We start from the raw sequence: 18,843 nt of genomic DNA, 5'->3' as shown, positions 1-18,843 counted from the left end.
GCAGGAAAAACTTTCCACATAAAATACTCTACAAAAACAGCCCTTCTGCTTTTAAAACTAACACTCTGTCAAATTAAAAGCATACCTTTCAATTTGACAGAGTGCTATTTGTGCAGCAAGATCATCCGATGCCCCATTTACGACAACGACAAGCCTCCGGCCTTATCAAAAAAGCACTTACCTATTCCCCTGTAGTGGGAATATTAGGCATGCGACAAGTGGGTAAATCGACTCTCATGAAAGAACAAGTGAAGATTTATTACACCTTTGACGATGAAAGTTTTCAAATTCGTTTTCAAAGTGAAGGGAGGTCAATTTTGGATGCTTCACGCGAGAGTATCGGTCTCGATGAAGTACAAAAATATCCACCCGTGTTCGACCTTATTAAAACTTTAGTGGACCAGAAGAAAAAGCCCGGTCGATTTTGCCTCACAGGTTCCATTCGTTTTTCATCAAAAAAACAAATTCGAGAATCTTTAACCGGCAGGATTGTGAGCTTTGATTTGTTTCCTCTCACTCTTTCCGAATGTCATTCCAAGCCATTTTCCACTTTTCTAAAAAATCTTTGCTCCGATTCTATTCAAAAAATTTCTGAAAATTTTTCTCAAAAAAATTGGGCCCAAGAAGGACAATTATTGCATTATTTTCAAAGTGGTGGGCTACCGGGGATCTGCTTTAGAAGAGAAGCAAACATTAGAAATGAGCTCTACCGTGCTCACCTTGAAACTCTTTTAGCTAGGGACATTCATTTTATAAAAAAAACCACACTACCCTACCTTAAACTTTTTCGTCTCATGGAAGAACTCGCTAAACGAGAAGGGCTTTCCACAAATATTTCAGAACTTTCAAAAGTGGTTGGAACTTCCCCCCCCACACTTTCCTCTATACTCAATGCCCTTGAAGCACTTTTTCTCATTCGACCTTATGGATCCACCTATTATATTGAAGATGCCGGGATCTCCTTCTTTCTTCAAAATAATTCAAAAAATTCGATGACGCGTTTAGATCGGACTAAACTCATTTATCTGGAGCTGCGCTCCCAACTTCATTATCTTCTAAGAAATGAAGCCACGTTCCAACCGTATCAAACACGAGGGGGGGTCGATATTCCCTTTTTTATAAAATATCGATCGGGAAGACAAATTGCAATTTGTGTGGATGAGACCGATTATCCCACAGATAAATCTTTAAAAAGCCTCCTTTGGACTCAAAAGAAATTTCCAGATTTGTTGGGGCTAGTAGCTCATGCGGGAAAAAAATTTTTCAGGACAAATTCCGGAATTCTTTGCGTGCCTTGGGTCTCTATTTTTTAACTGCCTCCGTGGTAGCATTTTCTGCTTTCAGAACTCTTTCTCTTTAAAAGATAAAAACCTAGCAGAACAAACAGATTGTAAGGAAGCACCGACACCGAATTTTCTCGGGAAAGACTGCAGCCACCAGAACTTCCCGGAGCTGCAGCCGCTGCGGGAGTATCCGTCCCAGTCTGGTTTTGCCCCCCCGATTGTGGATCCTGCTGTTGTCCAGAACCCTGATCTTGACCGCCACCGCCTTGCTGCTGCCCACTCTGCTGGGCTCCCCCTTGCTGTGAGCCATCTCCCTGTTGCCCACCTTGTTGTTGCCCCGATACCGGAGTCTGTATCACCACCACAGTCACGGTTCCGGTACTTTCATTGCGCCCATCCCCCAAAGTCAGCATCATGTGGTAGGTGCCGGTCTTATCAGGGAGCAAGGTCGCTATCGCCTGATTGGCATTTTGGATCGTAGCGGCACTTGCCTGGGGTTTTGCTGAAATCGTCCATTCATAATCCAAAGTATGAGCCTGATTATCCGTCGAAGACGAGGCATCCAGAGTCACTGTTGCCCCCAATTCGACCTGACTCGAATCGTTGAGACTCGATTGCTGAGTGCCATTTTGTTGGGAGAGGTGGATAGAAACCGTGGGCGGTGTATTATCGATGGGCGAAACTAGGATTTGTACGACAGAAGGCGTGCTCTCCAACACTCCATCCGAAGCAATGAGAGTCGCCTGATAAGTTCCATCGACATCTGGAGTAAAACTGGGCTGGAGACTTGTGAGACTGCTCAGCTGGGCACTGCTTCCATTCGGTTTTGTGAAAGTCCACCCATAAGTGAGCTGGGTTTCGGCATCTTCATCGCTTACTTGCGCTTGCAGAGTCACAAGATCACCCACCGTTTTATGCTGCGTGGATCCTGCATTGGCGAGTGGGGCATGGTCGTACTGATTATTGCCAATAAAAAGTGAATTCATCACATTCACCATTTTTCCGGTGAGGGTTTTTCCATTCAAATAAGATTTTGGGGTACCGCCCTGATACAACAAATCAATAATCTGCAAATAGGTTTTAGTGGGAAAGGCAGACCACAAGAGCGCTGCAGCGCCGGACACATGCGGCGTTGCCATGGAAGTCCCGGAAAGAAAGCCATAATCTTCAGATCCCGGATAATACCACGTGGGGATTGTTGAAAGAATATTTTCACCCGGAGCCGCAATATCCACCGAAACCAAACCAAAATTTGAAAAGGAGGAAAGTTGATCCTGTTCATTCATCGACGCCACAGAAATAACATTTGGGGCACTATAACTTGAAGGATAATGCGGCGTAATATCGTTGTCTGTTCCATCATTTCCAGCAGCCGCCACAAAGATCACGCCCGCACTATTGCTGGCATTGAGGATCGCTTCTAAGGTGGGATCGTTGAAAGTGGAACCCCAACTATTGTTCAACACCTTGGCCCCATTGTGGATGGCATATTCAATGGCTTCTACGGCGGCGGAATAGGAACCTGAACCACTACTATCCATAAACTTGAGGGCCATGAGTTTGGCTTTCCAGGCCACGCCGCTCACACCAATTCCGTTATTTCCCACAGCCCCAATAGTGCCCGCCACATGTGTACCGTGAAAGTGGTCGTCCATGGGATCGCCATCGTGATTCGCAAAATCATAGCCATACACATCATCGATATAACCATTGCCATCATCGTCAATTCCATTGCCTGGAATTTCCCCAGGGTTCACCCACATGTTTGCTGCCAAATCGGGATGTGTATAATCTATGCCCGTATCAATGACCGCCACAATCGTGGAACTGGCATCGGTGAAATTATCCCACACTTCATCCATACCCAAATCGGCCAGCGTGCTCCCCGAGGTGTTTCTCAGGCCCCACTCCTGAGAAAAATAAGGGTCATTAGGCAAGGCATCGATTGTAATTTTGCCGTTGGGAGAAGCCAGCAAGACCTTGTCCTGAGCACGCAGCGTCTCTATTTCTTTTAGGGTGTCTTGCTTCCCAGAAAGTTGCACATGATACAAACGCGTGCTCACAAAATATTTTATAAATTTTATGCCCAGGCGATTAAAAACATTTCCAATTTCCTCTTCGCTGGCTTGCTTAGAAAATTTCACTAAGGCTTCCTGGCAAATATAAGCGCCACAGTCCTCTGCTCGAAGTTCAAAATAGGGAAAAAGAAAAATGAACAGAAAAAACAAAATTTTAAAAAAACGCCAGGCGTGCATTAGGACTTGTTGATTGCAAGGGATGTTCCAGCTGCTGTTGAAGCCCGGAGTGGAAGCTTGTTAAATTTTGATGGAGAAAAAATATTGAAAAAAGTCAAAGCGTTGACAGGGGTGTCAAAAGCCCTCTCTCCCTTGAGGCATAGGTATCTACACATCTTTTGGTATTGCCCCCTCTTAAGCTAAGAGGGGGTTGGGGGAGTTATGGAAAACCGTGCAAATTACAGTATTTTTGAGTTCAGCAAGATCTTCCATAACCCCTCCTAACCTCCCCTTAGCTTAAGGGGAGGAACAGCAGAGTCAATAAAAACCATAGTTTGCTGAGATGTGTAGATACCTATGCCCCTGGAGGGAGAGGGGAATTACGCTGCAGTGGCCTTCCCCATCTGTATCATCTTACCCACACTTGAGAGCGCATCAGCAACCGCACTGGGTTCATAGCCGCAATGGGTCATGCAATGGGCGCATTTGGGATTGCCAGAGGCTTTGCCAAACTTTTCAAATTCGGTATGTTCCATATATTCTTTGAAGGTTTTGGCGTAACCTTCTTTGGTAAGAAGGTAGCAAGGTTTTTGCCATCCAAAAACATTGTAGGTAGGCATGCCCCAGGGAGTACATTCATAGTCGCGTTTGCCTTCGAGGAAATCGAGGTAGAACGGGCTATTGTTGAAGGGCCACTTTTTTTTGTGGTTTCTTTTGTAAGTAAGCAAGAGCCCGAAAAATTCATGGGTGCGTTTTTTGGAAAGAAAATGTTCTTGATCCAGGGCCTTCTCGTAACTGTAACCCGGCGCGATACTGAAACCTTCCACCCCCAATTCGGTCATGTGGTCAAAAAGTTTGGCCAGATTTTCAAGAGTTGACCCTTCAAACACGGTCGTGTTGGTGATCACCCGAAAACCCTGCTCCAGCGCTGCCTTAATGGCTTTGGTGGCGATTTCATAGGTCCCTTCTCTATCGACACAATGGTCATGGTGTTCCTGATAACCATCCACGTGTACACTAAAGGTGAGGCGTTTATTGGGTTTGAATTTGGGGAGACTGCGCTCCAGCAACAAGGCATTGGTACACAAAATCACGTAACGTTTTTGCGCCAGCAGTCCTTCCACCATTTCCTCAATTTGCGGATGAATCAGAGGCTCGCCACCGGGAATAGTCACCATGGGGGCCCCACATTCATTGGCCGCACTCAAGGCCTGTTCCACCGAAAGATGTTTTTTGAGTTTTTCTTCCGGATACTGAATTTTTCCACAGCCGGGACAGGCAAGATTGCAACGAAACAAGGGCTCGAGCATTAAATTGAGCGGATACTTTTTTCGGCCCAAAAGTTTCTGTTTGAAAAGATACACCGCAATATTAAAGGCCTGATGTGCAGGGACAGACATAGGATTTCCTCGTGTTTGAATTGAAGCCCTCTCATAATCACTTCGCTCCTGCTAGACAAGGCCTAAAATGAAAAAACCGTAGAAGAGCAGGCTATCCCAGAAAAGAATAAAGCTTGTGGTTCCCTCCAATCTAAGCTATGGGGCCCGGCGTCCTGCCAGAGCCTCTACCCTTCTCACACCCAGGTTACAGTCTTAGTTCAGGATCAAAAAATTATTCTGCGACGGAGACTTTATGCAAACAACGCACACGTTCGATCAATTTCCTTTAAGCCCAGAGATACAGCGCGCAGTAGAAGAGCTGGGTTTTAAAAGCTGCACCCCCATTCAATTTGAAACGCTGACGGCCCTCCTGAAAGAGCCCAGCGATTTTTTGGGTCTGGCAGCCACTGGCACCGGTAAAACGGCGGCCTTTGGAATTCCACTCTTGGAACGCATCGATCCCAAGATCAAAGGGATTCAAGGCATTATCCTCTGCCCCACTCGAGAGCTCGCTCAACAGGTTTCCAAGCAGATCCTGGCCCTCGCCAAATATAAAAAAATTAAAATGGCCACCATCTACGGCGGGGCTGGATACTCGGAACAAATTCGAGATTTAAAAGTTTGCTCCATCGTGATTGCTACTCCCGGTCGATTAATCGATCACTTGGAGAGAAGGAATCTCTCCCTCAAACAAATTCATACGGTTATTTTAGATGAAGCCGATGAGATGATTTCCATGGGATTTCGGGACGACTTGGAACTCATTTTAAAACAAACCGAATCCGACAATCGCCTCACCTGGCTTTTTTCGGCCACACTCAATGCGGATCTCCGCCAGGTAGCCAGCCGTTATCTGGAAAAACCAAAAACCGTTACGCTCAACCAAAAAGAAGAAGCCTCCAAAAATATTGAACAGCTTTATTTTATTGTGGAAGAACGCAATAAACCCAAACTTCTCTGCCGTTTATTAGATGCCGAAGAAGATTTTTATGGTCTTATTTTTTGCCAAACCAAAATCAGGGTGGATGAGATCTATCAAACCTTGAAGCAGAAGCATTATCCGGTGGAATGTTTACACGGTGATAAAAGCCAGAAAGAACGCGAACGCAGCATGCAGGCCTTTCGCGATGGAAAAGCCAGAATCATGGTTTCCACCGATGTGGCGGCCCGGGGTTTGGATGTCAATAAACTCAGTGTGGTCGTAAACTATTCGATTCCCATGGATCCTGAAATTTACACCCATCGCATTGGACGAACGGGACGCATTGGAAATAAAGGCAAATCGATCAGTTTTTTTGCACCTCAGGAAGAACATCTTTTTAGAGCCATTGAAAGACAGAGTCGAGTACCCTTAAAAAAGGGGGAGATCCCCAGCGCAAAAGAAATTTTCAAAAAACAAACTGAAACCTTTTTGGAAGATTTTCTGGCAGTCGATAAAAGTGAAAAAGTGCTTTCATGGCTGCCCATAGAATGGGAAAAAATTGCGGAGACCTTTTCGCCTCAGGAAATTATTGCACGTTTTTTATCTCTTCGGTTTTCAAAACTCATTCTTGAAAATCAAAATTCAAAAGAACAAATTCTGGAAGAAAATTTCTGGCCCGCCCGGAGAGGATCGTCTTCAAATAATAGAAGAGGTGGCTTCAGCAGAAGTGGGGGCGGATTTTCGCGGGGGAATACCCGATCGTACGGCCCACGGAGAAGGTAAAATTACTTCTTTCACCTCATTGACAGACAAAGAATCTTTAGTGTACTTCCCAGTACATGAAGCGCCTTTCCTTGTTTTTCTTTGTACTCTTTTTTTTCCCATTTACGCTGTCGGCCTCCCCCACTGGAGAACACCTAACTCTCAACGACTGCTACCAGCTCACGCTCAAACGTTCCGAAACGCTTAAACTCTCTGAAGAAGACATCAAGATCAGCGAGGCACATTTCCTTCAGGCATTAGGAACAATACTCCCCCGAATTAATCTGAACTACAGTGAATTTTTTCAGGATGATTCCAGCAATGGGGATCCCACTGTGAGTAGTAGCCTTACTCAGTTTCGTCGCCCTCAGGCGGGCATCGGCATGAGCCTGACCCTCTTTCGAGGATTCCGGGAATTCTATGCCCTTCGGAGTAGCAAAATTGATGCAGCCGAAAAGGAATTCAAGAAAAAAGAGGTAGAACGTCTTTTATACGGAGACGTCGCGACCGCCTTTTTTACCGTGGCCAGTCTTGAAGCCGAGATGAAAAGTCAGCAAAAAATAAAAAAAATTGTAAAAGAAAGAATTACAGAAATTCAAAACCGCATCCAATTAGGGAAATCCCGCGACAGTGAATACGCCGCTCAAGCTGCTGAACTGAGCCTGATCGAAGCCGATCTGGAAAAAAAGAAGGGCGATTTACGGATTGCCTACGAACTTCTGGGTTTGCTTACCGGTCTGACTCCCCAGCCCCCCATCAAAATAGAGGAGTTGAATATTGTCCTGGGACATTACGAAGACTGGAAAAGCAACCTGGCAAAACGCAGCGATTTACAAGCTCAGAACAAAGCCATCGAACTGGCCAAAGAAGACATTAAAGTGCAACGTTCCTATTTACTGCCTCAACTCGATTTCAATGCAAACACCTGGATCTATCGCAGCGGCTATCAAAATGATATCCTCTGGGACACCACTTTAAATCTCAGTGTTCCCCTCTTTAATTTTAGTACTTTTGGAAACATTCGCGAAGCCAGAATCAAAACCAAACAGGAAGAAATCCGAAAAGAAGAATTGAACCGAAGCTCTGAAAAAGAAGTGGGAAGGGATTACGTCAATTTGAGAAGTTCTTTGGAACAACTTAAAAAATACAAACTAGCCGCAAAAATGACTGAAATGAGCTACCAACAACAAGTAAAAGATTATCAGCAAAACCTGGTGACGAATCTCGATGTACTTCAATCCCAAAGAACCTGGATGCAAGCCTTGGAGCAGAGCCAAACCGCTCAAGTTCAAGTGTGGGCGGCTTGGGCAAAGCTGAAAATGAGTTCGGGGAAGATAGCCGAGATCCCCAAGTAACGTCCTAAAAATTAATCCCCTCTCCCTTGAGGGGAGAGGGTCAGGGAGAGGGTGGTCTCGAGAACACTTGAGTATCACCCTCCCTCTAACTCCCTCCCCTCAAGGGAGGGAGGATTTTTGGAACACAATGTCCCTCTCCGAATTCTCCATCAAAAATTCCGTCTTTGCCTGGATGCTCATGCTGGGCCTCATTTTCTTTGGAGCCATCTCGTTTCGAAGCCTGGGCATTAGTGAAATGCCCGATGTGGATTTTCCGGTTGTGAATGTTCAAGTCACTTATGAAGGGGCAGCCCCCGAAGTGATGGAAATGGATGTGGTCGACCTGATTGAAGATGCCGTCATGAGCGTCGAAGGAATCAAGACCTTATCTTCTACCTCTCAACAAGGAAGCGCCAATATTACGATTGAGTTTAACCTGGATCGTAACATCGATTTTTCTCTCCAGGAAGTTCAAACTAAAATTGCACAAGTGCAAAAAAATCTTCCCCATGAAATTGATCCCCCCATCGTCACTAAAACAAATCCGGAAGATCAGCCCATCCTGTGGTTGGGCTTGTCGGCTGAAAAAGCAGATCTTCGCGAATTGATTGAATACGCGCGCGATCACCTGAAAGACAAACTTCAAACCGTGAATGGAGTGGGAGAAATTCTCCTCAGTGGATACGTCGATCTGAATCTTCGTATCTGGATTGATCCCGACCAGTTAAAAAAACAGGAATTGACGGTAGAAGATGTGCTGGAGGCCATCCGACGCGAACACATCGAAATTCCTGCAGGCCGCATTGAGACCTCTTCGACGGAAATTAATTTAAGGGCCATGGGAGAGGCAAAAACCCCTGAAGAGCTAGGGCACATTCAAATTCGCAAACGAGGCGGGGCCCCCATTTATAAACCCATTGAACTGCGAGAAGTCGCCCGCATTGTGCCAGGGTTAGCCGATGTACGCCGCATCAGCCGTACTCAGGGAAATTTGGCCTTGGGTCTGGGGATCAAAAAACAACGAGGCTCCAATGCCGTCGCTATTGCCCAGGCCGTTAAATTAAAAATGGCTGAAATTGAAAAAACTCTTCCTCCCGGTTACAAGTTGGGAATCACCTTTGATACCACCCGTTTTATTGAGCAAAGCACCGATCAAATGAAGCACCACCTTGCCTTAGCCGCTTTACTCACTGCCGTGGTTTGTCTTTTCTTCCTGGGATCCTGGGCCTCTACCTTCAATATTTTACTGGCGATTCCCACTTCCATTGTCGGTTGTTTTACCCTCATTTTATTTTTCGGATTTACCCTCAACACCTTCACCTTGCTCGCCTTAATTTTGTCGATCGGTATTGTGGTCGACGATGCCATCATGGTGCTGGAAAACATTATCCGTCACAAAGAGATGGGAAAAACTGCCCTTCAGGCAGCTCGGGAGGGAGCCAAGGAAATCAGCTCTGCCGCCATTGCTACCACTCTGGCGATTATTGCTATTTTTATCCCCGTCATTTTTATGAAGGGAATCATCGGAAAATTCTTTTTTCAGTTTGGAATTGTTTTATCCGCCACCGTGATACTTTCCCTGATAGAAGCCTTAACCATTACGCCCATGCGTACTTCCCGCATGCTGAGGGGCGATATTCATGAAAGTCGCTTTGAAAGAATGATTAACTTTTATTTCAGCCGTGTGGCTTCGGTTTACAAATCGGCCATTGCCCTCTGCTTAAGGTTCCGCTGGCTGGTGCTTATTCTTTCTTTGGTGCTATTTGTCTCTTCTTTCTGGTTTCTAACCCAGGTTAAAAAAGAGTTTGTTCCGGCACAAGATCAAAGTTCTTTCTTGGTTCGTTTTCAAACGCCTCTGGGTTCTTCCATTCAGTTTACCGACGAGAAAATTAAGGAAGCAGAAAAAATCATTGCAGCAGAACCTAGTCTCAATCGATATTTTTCTGCGGTGGGTGGATTTACAGGAGGAGACGTCAACACCGCCATTGCCTTTGTCACCCTGAAAGAATTACCCGACCGACCGCTTTCCCCGGCTACTCACAAGCACATTACCCAAATAGAAGTCATGAACGACCTACGCGAAAAATTACTCAAAATTCCTGATCTTCGTGTCGTGATGCAAGACCTCTCTACACGGGGATTTACCGCCCAGCGCGGATTTCCTGTCGAATTCTCCGTACGAGGCCCCGAGTGGGACGAGCTGGCTAAAATCTCGGAACAGTTGCGTGAGAAAATGAAATCGGATCCTTACTTTAAAGATGTGGACAGTGATTATCAACTGGGACAACCCGAAATTCAAATTTTTCCCCTACGCGATGCTGCAGCGCTTCGAGGGGTGAGCATGCAAGACTTGGGAACGACGATCAATGCCTTGATGGGAGGGGTGCGCGAAGGAAAATTTACCGAGAAAGGAAGACGCAATGATATTCGTCTTCGTTTGGAAGAAAGTTCACGCTTAAAAGGCGATCAGATCAAAAATTTGTTGGTGCGAAATCAGCAGGGCGAACTGGTTTCACTGGGAGATATCGTACGTATCGAGGAGCACAAAACGCTCAAGAGTATCACCCGCAAAGACCGAGAACGCGCCATCAGTCTGTTTTCAAACGTAGGTCAGGGAAAATCCCAGGAAGAAGCCTTAAAAGAAGTAGAAAAAATAGCCAAAGAAATATTGCCTCCCAATTATCGCATTGTTTTGAGTGGCTCTGCCGAAACGTTTAAGGAATCTTTCAATAGTTTATTTTTTGCCTTATGGATGGGCGTCGTGGTCGCTTATATGATTTTAGCCAGCCAGTACAACAGCTTCATCCATCCCTTCCTAGTTTTGCTGGCGCTTCCCTTCTCTCTTTCGGGAGCCTGGATTGCCCTTTATTTCAGTGGCCAATCTCTTAATCTCTACAGTTTTATCGGTTTGATTTTGCTGATGGGAATCGCCAAAAAGAATTCCATCATGCTGGTCGATTTTACCAATCACAAACGGGCAGAAGGCAGGAGTACCCGCGAAGCCTTGCTGGAGGCCTGTCCGCAAAGACTGCGCCCCATTTTGATGACTTCCTTCGCCACCGTGGCAGCCGCCATCCCGTCCGCCCTTTCCCGGGGAGCGGGTTATGAAACGCGCATGCCCATGGCGGTGATTTTAATAGGGGGAATTTTTCTTTCTACCTGGATGACTTTATTCGTCATCCCTTGTGCCTATGAGATTTTCTCTAAAATGGAGCTCAAAAAAGAGAAGTTCTAGAGAAATCTTAGGGATACAGACTGAGTGGAATCTTGACATAGCCCCCCTCCTCTTCCTATATCCCGAGAGACCTTAACAAATCCACGGAGCCAAATATGCCCAACATTCAAGAACTACTCTCCCAGACCAAAAAACAAATTTCTGAAATTAAAGCCCCTGAACTAAAAAGCTGGATAGACCAAAAGAGGAACATGCACCTCGTGGATGTCCGCGAAAAAGACGAACAGGAAAAGGGCATCATTCCAGGCGCCAAGCTGATTCCCAGAGGATTTCTGGAACTCAAAATCGAAGATCAGGTCCCCAATAAAAGCGACGAGATTGTGCTGTATTGTGCAGGAGGCAATCGCTCTGCCTTGGCAGCGAAGAGTCTCAAAGATTTGGGATACGAAAAAGTACACTCTTTGATTGGCGGTTATTCCGGCTGGGCCTCGCAGGGCCTACCCACCAAGGTTCAACGCTCGCTGAATAAATCCCAGCTTGATCGCTATGCGCGGCATTTGCTCATGCCCGAAGTGGGCGAAGCAGGTCAGTTAAAATTATTGGATGCAAAAGTTTTCCTGGTGGGTGCCGGCGGCCTGGGATCTCCCTGTGCCTATTACCTGGCTGCTGCAGGCATTGGAACCCTTGGGATTATCGATCACGACGTGGTGGACAAAAGCAATCTTCAACGACAGATTTTGCACAACGAAGAACGCGTCGGGGAATTAAAAGTAGAATCTGCAAAACAAACTTTAAAGGCTTTAAACTCAGATATTAACGTAATCACCTATAATGAAAAACTTTCTCGGGATAACATCACGGAAATCATCCAAGACTACGACATTATCGTCAACGGCTGCGACAACTTCCCCACCCGCTATTTGGTGAATGATGCCTGTGTGTTTTTAAAAAAGCCGTTGGTGGATGGAAGCATCTTCCGCTTTGATGGACAGATCACCGTTTTTGACTCCGCAAATGGAGGCCCTTGCTACCGCTGCCTCTATCCCGAACCTCCCCCTCCAGAAATGGCCCCCTCCTGCCAGGAAGCCGGAGTATTTGGGGCACTTCCCGGAATTTTAGGCACGGCCCAAACCATTGAAGTCCTCAAATTGATTTTAGGCAAAGGCGAACCTTTAATCGGCAGATTGCTGACTTTCGATGCCCTAAAAATGAAATTCAAGGAATTAAAACTCCGCCGTGACCCCGCCTGTCCTGTCTGCGGTGATCATCCAAGTATTAAGGAATTGATTGATTATGAGTGGTTCTGTTCACTGGCGGGTGGAGATCCACTAAAATAAATTCTCTCAATTAAGGAAACCTCATGAAGCTCCATTTTGAAAAATGGCATGGACTGGGTAATGATTTTATCATGCTCAATGCAGTGGGTCAGAAATTAAACGAAATCGAACAAAAAGCAAAATCTCTTTGCGAACGCCGCTTGGGGATTGGCTGCGATCAGCTCATAATTGTTCGCCCTTCCGAAGTCGCCGATTTACGCATGCAGATTTATAATGCAGATGGTTCCGAAGTAGAAATGTGCGGCAATGGAATCCGCTGCTTGGCTTTATTCGCAAAAAAACATGGTCTGGTAAAAAATGATTCCATGACGGTAGAAACCTTGGGAGGCATCAAGAAACCCAAGATAGTGGGCAATCTGGTGGAGGTGGATATGGGAGAACCTATTTTGAAGGCCTCGGAAATTCCAGTAAATCTGGAAGGCATGGTGATTGGAAAAAATGTGGAACTCGGCGGAGAAACTCATCCGATTACTTGTGTCAGCATGGGCAACCCTCACTGCGTGCTCTTTGTGCAAAACGTGGAGGAAGTCCCTCTGAAAAAGATGGGCTCTAAAATCGAGACCGATGCCTTATTTCCCAAGAAAACAAACGTTGAATTTGTTCAGGTGATCGACAAAAACACCATCAAACTACGGGTGTGGGAACGCGGCGCAGGTGCAACAATGGCTTGCGGCACAGGGGCCTGTGGAGCCGTCGTCGCAAGTATCTTGAACGGTTTTACCAATCGTAAGGTACAAGCCCAGCTCCCTGGCGGCAATCTGGATATTGTGTGGAGCGAAAAAGACAATCGGGTGTATATGACTGGGCCGGGAACAGAAGTTTTTAATGGGGAAATTGAGATTTAGGAAACTTTATGACAACTTTATTTCAAGGCAGCATGGTCGCCCTCATCACCCCTTTCAAAGAGGGGAAACTCGACGAGGTGGCATTGAAAAAATTAATCGACTTTCAAATTGAGAATGGAACTTCTGTCCTCGTCCCCTGCGGGACCACAGGAGAATCGGCCACCCTTTCTCATGAAGAACATGACCGTGTGATTGCCCTCACGGTCGAATACAGTCACAAGCGGGCCAAGGTACTAGCAGGCACGGGGTCCAACTCCACAAGTGAAGCCATACGGCTCACACAAAATGCCAGAAAAGCTGGGGCAGATGGGGCTTTGCTGATTTGTCCCTATTATAACAAGCCCACTCAGGAAGGTTTGCTTCAACATTTTGGAGCGATAGCCGATGCAGTGGATATTCCCCAAGTGCTCTATAATATTCCAGGGCGGACGGGGATCAACCTGCTACCTTCTACCATTGCCAAACTCGCGGAGAGAAAAAATATCGTCGGCATTAAAGAAGCCACCGGAAATCTCATTCAAGCGAGCGAAGTGATCGCCGCTTGTCCCAAAGATTTTGGCGTCTACTCCGGAGAAGATGCCCTCACCTGGCCCTTGTACGCCATCGGCGCCCAAGGCGCTATTTCGGTAACCGCGAATATTCTTCCGAAGCAATGTGCAGAATTGTGGAATGAAGCTCAAAAAGGAAACATGAAACGCGCTCGTGAATTGCATTATCAATTGCTGGAAATCAACGATGTGATGTTTGTCGAAACCAATCCTTCCCCAGTGAAAACCGCTTTGGCCTTGATGGGATTTTGTGGTGAGGAGATTCGATTGCCTCTGGTTACACTTAAAAAAGAAAATAAAGAGAAACTATCTGCCATTCTCAAAAAGAATAAATTAATCTAATTTTTATACAAGAAAGAGATGCTATGAATCTAATTCTCTGTGGTGCTGCAGGTCGTATGGGACAACGGATTGCGGCACTCTCAAAAGAAAATCCAAAAATAACATTAGCCGCCTGTGTCGATAAAAAAACAGCTCAAACAGTAGAAGGGCTGATTTGCTTCACTAACTTGAAAGACGTCATTTCTACAGGAAATGTCATCATCGATTTTAGCCATGCGGATGCCAGCTTGGAAAATTTAAAGCTTGCGATGAGCTCTAAAGTCCCTCTCGTCATTGGCACCACCGGCTTCAATCTCAAAGAACGCCAGCAAATCGAAGAGGCCGCAAAATCAATCCCCATCGTCTTTTCCAGCAACATGAGCATCGGCGTCAATGTGATGTGGAAATTGTTGGAGCAAGCCACACGGGCTTTAGGGCCCGCCTATGATATTGAAGTCGTGGAGATGCATCATCGCCTGAAAAAAGATGCCCCCTCCGGAACAGCAATGACCACCGCGGAAGTCTTGGCCAAAGCGGCAGGCCGCAATTTGGAAAAAGATGCCGTGTACTCCCGCCACGGAATGATAGGCGAACGCAAGGCAGGAGAAATTGGTATCCAAACCTTGCGCGGCGGCGATGTCGTGGGCGATCATACCGTCTATTTTGCCGGTATTGGAGAACGTCTGGAAATTACGCATCGCGCTTCTTCACGCGACACCTTTGCGCAAGGCGCTCTGCGGGCGGCAGAATGGGTAGTGGACAAAAAACCAGGTCTTTATAACATGCAAGATGTATTGGGCTTGAAGTAATTTTTACAACAAAGGAAACCAAATGAAACTCATCCGCTTCGCGTATCAAAACGAACAGAGCTATGGTGTTTTAGAAAATGAAACCGTACGTACACTAAACGGCACCCAAAACAATGTAGTTCCTCTAGCGGATGTAAAACTTCTGGCCCCCAGTTTTCCCTCCAAAATTATCTGTGTGGGTTTGAACTATCACGACCACATTCGCGAAATGAAGCTTCCCCAACCCGTAGAACCGCTGATTTTCTTGAAAGCACCGTCGGCCCTCAATCATCCCGGAGATCCCATTGAACTCACCCCCTTTTCAAATCAGATCGAACTGGAAGGCGAACTGGCTTTAGTAATTGGAAAACTGGCCAAAAATGTTTCCGAGGAGGAAGCGCTCTCTTCTCTGATGGGATACACCTGTTTCAACGATGTGACCGCAAGAGACCTGCAGCGCAGAGACAGCCAGTTTTGTCGCGCCAAATCCTTCGACACCTTTGCTTGCATGGGCCCTTGGGTAGAAACTCAACTGGACCCGTCGAATTTGACGATTCAAACTTACCTGAATGGTGAACTCAAACAAAACTCCAACACCAAAGAAATGATTTTTGGAGTTCCAAAACTCGTCTCCTTTGTTTCGCACATGATGACCTTATATCCAGGAGATGTGATCAGCACTGGATCTCCTGGAGGGACTTGCACGATGAAATCGGGAGATGTGGTGGAAGTGAAAATTGAGGGGATTGGGAGTTTGAGGAATAGTGTGGTTTAATTATTTTTGAACGAAAGCTCAATGATCTATTTCCAAAAAATTATCCTATTCCTCATCCTTTTTTTTCCCTCTCCCCTCTTTGCCAAAGACTGGAACCCCAATCTCCTCGAGGCCTCGCGCCTTGCCTATGCAGCTGAGACTGCCCAAGCCCTTCCACTCATCAACGCTTACATCGCCCAAAATCCTGAAGATCCCAACGGACTTTTCGTAAAGGCCGTGGTACTCGATTGGAAGGCTACCCTGGATTGGGAAGGAAGAAATTCTCAAAAAGAAATTTTGGAAATTTATAAACAAGCCAATGACCTGGCCTTTCATCTCTGGGATAGCGATCCAGAGAATGTAGACAAGCTCATTAATCTGGGAAACAGCTATCTCTTCTTAGGTCGAAAATATTCGGACCTGGGAAAAAATCTGGATGCCGTCCTCACAGGAAAAAAATGTCAAAAGTATTTGGAGAAGGCGATTAAGCTGGATCCCTCGCGAAAAGACGCGTTGCTGGCCCTGGGAGGCTTTCATTATCTGGCCGATCAAATACCTCCCTGGCTGAAAAGTTTTCGGGGCTTACTCGGTATTAAAGGCGATAAAGATTTGGGTTTAACAGAATTAAAATACTCTCTCGATCCCCAATTGCCTTTCTATTACGACAGTCTCTATGCCCTGGTAAATGTGTACAGTGATTTTGAAAAACAATATGAGACGGCCCTTCAATATTTGACACAAATGGAAAAAATATTTCCGAACAATCCGGAATTAAAATTTTACCGAGCCAATATCAGTGAAAAGAAAGACAAAACAGAGGGCTTGAGTGGTTTTTTAAAATTGGGTACTTGGTGTGAAAAAAACCCAAATCATTGTCATCCAGAGTATTCGTTTTTAGGTTACTACCATGCAGGAAGAATTTCACAGGACCTCAGTTTAAATGATCAGGCCCAAAAATATTTTGCAAAGTCCCTCGAATTCAACCCTCTGTTTCATAATCTTCAAAAAGCTGAGGCTTCTTACTGGAGTGCAAACATTGACTTTTATTCTCAAAAATATACTGAAGCGCTTCAAAAAATAAGACAGGCCTTGCAGGTGCAAGGTCTTCCTAAAAAAAACAAACAAGAGATGGAAGACAGACTCACTTCAATTTGTCAGAAAATTTCTTGTTACTAACACTAACTAAAAAAGTAAGCACATCCAGCTAATCCTGTAATTTGCGAGGACTGTCTGAGCGGCAGCGAGTTCCGCAGCAAATGGAAGGATTAGCTGGATGTGCTTACTTCCACCCTATATGAATGCACTCCCCATCGTCATTGGTACTATTTGTATTTTCACCCTGGCCTATCGTTATTACTCTGCTTTCATTGCTGCAAAAGTGCTGGTCTTAGACGATAGCCGGCAAACTCCAGCCCACACCCATTTTGATGGGCAAAACTATATCCCTACCAACAAATGGGTTTTGTTTGGACATCACTTTGCCGCCATCAGCGGGGCGGGGCCTTTGATTGGACCGGTACTCGCTGCCCAGTTTGGTTTTTTACCGGGCCTGCTCTGGCTGATTATTGGCGTCGTTTTAGGGGGCGCCGTTCACGATTTTGTAATCTTGACTGCCTCGATCAGACACTACGGAAAATCTCTCGCTCAAATTGCAAAAATAGAGCTGGGGCCCATCCCAGGGATTGTCGCTTCTCTTGCTATTCTTTTTATTATTGTCATTGCCTTGTCGGGCCTAGGGTTGGCAGTAGTCAATTCTCTCAGTGAAAGTGCCTGGGGTTGCTTTACGATTGGCATGACCATTCCCATTGCTTTTCTCATGGGAATCTACACCTACAAAATCCGCAAAGGAAAAATCACCGAAGGCACTCTCTTTGGAGTTGTTGCCCTCATTGCCGCCGTGATTTTTGGAAAAGAAGTCGCGGAGAGTTCCTGGGCCACTTATTTTCAACTCAGCAAAAATCAGATCACCTTTGCCATCGCCCTCTATGGCTTCGTCGCCAGTATTTTGCCGGTCTGGCTGCTTTTGTGCCCCCGCGATTATTTGTCTTCTTATATGAAATTGGGCACCATCAGCTTTTTGGCCCTCGCCGTAATTCTCGTTCATCCCGATCTCAAAATGGCGCCGATCACGGAATTTATTAGTGGAGGAGGACCCATCGTCAAAGGAAAGCTCTATCCCTTTGTCTTTATCACCATCGCCTGCGGAGCCATCTCGGGTTTTCATTCGCTGGTTGCCTCGGGCACTACCCCCAAGATGCTTTCCCGAGAAAGCGAGGCCCGACCTATTGCCTACGGCGCCATGCTGCTCGAAAGTTTTGTCGGCATCATGGCCCTCATTGCCGCCGCCGCCCTTCATCCCGGAGATTATTTTGCTATCAACGTGGCTCCTGAGCTTTTTGAAAAACTGGGAATGCATACCGTAAACCTCACGCAACTTTCCCAGGAAGTAGGAGAGAAAATCGCAGGACGCACAGGGGGAGCGGTTTCGCTGGCAGTAGGAATTGCCCAGATCTTTTCAAGTATTCCCGGAATGAAATCCCTGATGAGCTACTGGTATCATTTTGCCATCCTGTTTGAAGCGATGTTCATTTTAACCACCATTGATACCGGCACCCGCGTCGGACGTTTTCTACTGCAGGAATTTGGCGGACAGTTTTCCAAAAAATTCGGCCAGACCCATTGGCTACCCAGCAGTATAATTTCATCTTTGCTGATTGTCTGTGCCTGGTCGTATTTTATTTACACCGGAAGCATACAAACCATTTGGCCCATGTTTGGCATTTCCAATCAACTCCTCGCGGCTGTAGCCTTATGCATCGGCACCACGCTGCTTTTAAAATGGGGAAAGAAAAAATATGTGTGGGTGACTCTGCTGCCTTTATCTTTTGTAGGAGTAACCACTTTAATTGCCGGTTATGAAAGCATCCGCGATATTTTTTATCCCCTCACACAGAGTGGCATTGCTTCAAAAATCACCCAAGGCATGGTGGACCTAAGTTTGACAGGGTTTATTATGATATTGGCTCTGGTGATTATAGCGGCTTCGATGAGGAAGTGGAGAGGATATTGGAAGTAACACTTGGACATGGTGAACTTTGAATATTTTTTAAATGTTCGGTGACATCTCTCGTGAAAGTACTTGTAATATTATAAGGAAACAA

General features: G+C 45.9%; 13 protein-coding genes. 11 read left to right on the top strand and 2 right to left on the bottom strand.

Annotation, left to right across the window (positions count from 1 at the left end; genetic code table 11):
• Positions 1–128: 128 nt before the first annotated feature.
• On the top strand, positions 129–1,313 hold the full coding sequence (locus tag HQM15_02725; protein ID MBF0491678.1) for an ATP-binding protein: 1,185 nt from the start codon (positions 129–131) through the stop codon (positions 1,311–1,313).
• Here HQM15_02725 and HQM15_02720 read toward each other — a convergent pair.
• Together HQM15_02720 and hpnH are read right to left on the bottom strand one after the other, a co-directional pair.
• Entirely contained in the window at positions 1,310–3,427 is a 2,118-nt protein-coding gene (locus HQM15_02720) for a S8 family serine peptidase (protein MBF0491677.1), read from the bottom strand. The genes HQM15_02725 and HQM15_02720 overlap by 4 nt on opposite strands.
• A 470-nt stretch (positions 3,428–3,897) precedes the next feature.
• Entirely contained in the window at positions 3,898–4,917 is a 1,020-nt protein-coding gene (gene hpnH / locus HQM15_02715) for an adenosyl-hopene transferase HpnH (protein ID MBF0491676.1), read from the bottom strand.
• 232 nt (positions 4,918–5,149) lie between these two features.
• Here hpnH and HQM15_02710 point away from each other — a divergent pair, with 232 nt between their 5' ends.
• The 10 genes from HQM15_02710 to HQM15_02665 all read left to right on the top strand — a co-directional run bounded on the left by HQM15_02710 (position 5,150) and on the right by HQM15_02665 (position 18,758).
• On the top strand, positions 5,150–6,601 hold the full coding sequence (locus tag HQM15_02710) for a DEAD/DEAH box helicase (protein MBF0491675.1): 1,452 nt from the start codon (positions 5,150–5,152) through the stop codon (positions 6,599–6,601).
• 56 nt (positions 6,602–6,657) lie between these two features.
• Positions 6,658–7,935, top strand: a complete 1,278-nt coding sequence (locus tag HQM15_02705; GenBank protein MBF0491674.1) for a TolC family protein — start codon at positions 6,658–6,660, stop codon at positions 7,933–7,935.
• A 127-nt stretch (positions 7,936–8,062) separates the two neighbouring features.
• Positions 8,063–11,149: an efflux RND transporter permease subunit gene (locus tag HQM15_02700; GenBank protein ID MBF0491673.1), complete on the top strand. Its 3,087-nt coding sequence runs from the start codon at positions 8,063–8,065 to the stop codon at positions 11,147–11,149.
• A gap of 95 nt (positions 11,150–11,244) precedes the next feature.
• Entirely contained in the window at positions 11,245–12,426 is a 1,182-nt protein-coding gene (gene moeB / locus HQM15_02695; GenBank protein MBF0491672.1) for a molybdopterin-synthase adenylyltransferase MoeB, read from the top strand.
• A 23-nt stretch (positions 12,427–12,449) separates the two neighbouring features.
• The gene (locus tag HQM15_02690) at positions 12,450–13,271 is read left to right on the top strand and encodes a diaminopimelate epimerase (protein MBF0491671.1); all 822 of its coding nucleotides are present in this window, start codon (positions 12,450–12,452) and stop codon (positions 13,269–13,271) included.
• Positions 13,272–13,279: 8 nt separating this feature from the next.
• On the top strand, positions 13,280–14,161 hold the full coding sequence (locus HQM15_02685) for a 4-hydroxy-tetrahydrodipicolinate synthase (GenBank protein MBF0491670.1): 882 nt from the start codon (positions 13,280–13,282) through the stop codon (positions 14,159–14,161).
• 23 nt (positions 14,162–14,184) lie between these two features.
• On the top strand, positions 14,185–14,949 hold the full coding sequence (locus HQM15_02680) for a 4-hydroxy-tetrahydrodipicolinate reductase (GenBank protein ID MBF0491669.1): 765 nt from the start codon (positions 14,185–14,187) through the stop codon (positions 14,947–14,949).
• A gap of 22 nt (positions 14,950–14,971) precedes the next feature.
• Positions 14,972–15,703 carry a fumarylacetoacetate hydrolase family protein gene (locus HQM15_02675; protein MBF0491668.1) on the top strand — a complete coding sequence of 244 codons (732 nt, stop codon included), beginning with the start codon at positions 14,972–14,974 and terminating at the stop codon, positions 15,701–15,703.
• Positions 15,704–15,724: 21 nt separating this feature from the next.
• Positions 15,725–16,858, top strand: coding sequence for a hypothetical protein (locus HQM15_02670; protein MBF0491667.1), 1,134 nt, complete (start codon positions 15,725–15,727; stop codon positions 16,856–16,858).
• A gap of 118 nt (positions 16,859–16,976) precedes the next feature.
• Positions 16,977–18,758, top strand: coding sequence for a carbon starvation protein A (locus HQM15_02665; GenBank protein MBF0491666.1), 1,782 nt, complete (start codon positions 16,977–16,979; stop codon positions 18,756–18,758).
• Positions 18,759–18,843: the final 85 nt, after the last annotated feature.

The organism is Deltaproteobacteria bacterium (genome assembly GCA_015233135.1).
In the GTDB taxonomy this organism is placed as follows: domain Bacteria; phylum UBA10199; class UBA10199; order JADFYH01; family JADFYH01; genus JADFYH01.
This window is presented reverse-complemented; position numbering and strand designations above follow the sequence as displayed.